The organism is Streptomyces polygonati, assembly GCF_042650325.1.
Lineage (GTDB): Bacteria > Actinomycetota > Actinomycetes > Streptomycetales > Streptomycetaceae > Actinacidiphila > Actinacidiphila polygonati.
Genome location: NZ_JBHSBB010000044.1, coordinates 1 through 1790, shown reverse-complemented (window position 1 = coordinate 1790; position 1790 = coordinate 1). Strand labels below are relative to the sequence as shown.

General features: G+C 67.8%; 2 protein-coding genes. Both read right to left on the bottom strand.

Annotated elements, in window-relative coordinates:
• Positions 1 to 1157 (bottom strand): catalase (locus ACFO3J_RS35995; RefSeq protein ID WP_386437440.1); only part of this gene is annotated, 1157 nt, incomplete at its 3' end.
• Positions 1158 to 1302: 145 nt separating this feature from the next.
• Positions 1303 to 1790 (bottom strand): hypothetical protein (locus ACFO3J_RS35990; protein WP_386437437.1); only part of this gene is annotated, 488 nt, incomplete at its 5' end.

The following is a 1790-nucleotide window of genomic DNA, read 5'->3' as shown; positions in this document are numbered from 1 at the left end:
AAGTAGTTCGAGGGGTTGGCGTTGAGCGTCATCAGGCCGATCGGCCGCACCGGGGCGAGCTCCTCGGGGACGATCTTAGTCGGGTCCAGCAGGTCGATGCCCTCGAACATCTGGTCCTCGGTGTCAGGGAAGGTCTGCACCCCCAGCTCCCACTGCGGGAACGCGCCGGCCTCGATCGCGTCGGCCAGATCCCGGCGGTGGAAGTCCGGGTCCATCCCGCTGGTGATCTGGGCCTCCTCCCACACCAGGGAGTGCACGCCCAGTTTCGGCTTCCAGTGGAACTTCACCAGCGTGGTGGCACCATCGGCGTTGACCAGCCGGAAGGTGTGGACGCCGAAGCCCTCCATCATCCGGTACGAGCGCGGGATGCCCCGGTCGGACATGTTCCACAGGGTGTGGTGGGTGGCTTCGGTATGCAGGGTGACGAAGTCCCAGAAGGTGTCGTGGGCGCTCTGGGCCTGCGGGATCTCCCGGTCGGGGTGCGGTTTTCCGGCGTGGATGACGTCGGGGAACTTGATCGCGTCCTGGATGAAGAACACCGGGATGTTGTTGCCGACCAGGTCGAAGACGCCCTCGGCGGTGTAGAACTTCGTCGCGAAGCCCCGGGTGTCGCGCACCGTGTCGGCCGAGCCGCGCGAACCCAGCACGGTGGAGAAGCGGACGAAGACCGGGGTCTCGACGTTCTTGCCCAGGAAGGCGGCCCTGCTGATCTGCCCGGCGGTGCCGTAGCCCTGGAAGACGCCGTGCGCGGCGGCGCCACGGGCATGCACCACTCGCTCCGGGATCCGCTCGTGGTCGAAGTGGGTGATCTTCTCCCGCAGGTGGTGGTCCTGGAGCAGCGCCGGCCCCCGCGGACCCGCCTTCAGCGAGTGGTCGGTGTCGAACAGTCGCGCGCCCTGCGCGGTCGTCAGGCGGTCCCCGCCCTGGGCCACCTTCTTCTGCGCGATCCCCGTCTCCTGACCGGTCGGGCTGTACGTGTCCGGCCCGCTCTGGTCGGGCTTGGGCGGCAGCGGGCCGACCGGCTCGGTCGGCTCTTCCAGCGACGGTGCCTGCGGGCCGGGGGCGCCGGGGAGCTCGTTTCCCGGGTGCACGGCCTCCTGCACCTTCTCGGCCACCTTGTCCGCCGCTGCGGTCACGGGGTTCTTCTTCTCGCTCACCAGAATTTCCGATCATTGGATGGAACTGTGCCGCTGCGAGGGAACAGCGGCGATGGACAATAGCGACGTTAGAGGGCAAAAGTAGGTCGAGCCGGATGGCGTGCCCTCTGCTTCCCCGGCAAGGACGACAGGGCGAGCTGCCGGATCACCGACCGGTGGGACGTTCGGTGCCGAATGTCCTGGTGGCCGCGGTCAGGCGCATCTCCTCCAGGGACGCGCACTGATGCTCGGCGCGCTCCACAAGGGTGTCCAGGTGATCGGTGTAGAGACGCTGGTCGGTCTCAGCGAGGGCGCGCAGAGTGCGCCAGCAAGCTGCCTTGCCCCGTACGCCCAGAAGCATGGATTCCAGCTCCAGGACGTCACTCAGGGGGGAGCGGGAGAAAAGGTGGCCGTTGGGCTTGAGGCGGCCGGCTTTCTCGGCCAGCCAGCCGAGCGCAATCTTCGAGCGATCGGGGGTGATGCCGAGATCGGTCATGATCTGCAGCAGTGAGTCGCGGTCCTGCTCGACCCGCCTGGTCAGATCTGCCAGCGTGTCGTCGCTCCGGCCCTGCTGGTCCTGCTGGGCTTGCTGGCTCTGCGCGGCCCGGCGGAAGAGCTCCACGCCCGCGGTGGCACCGGACAGATGATCATTGA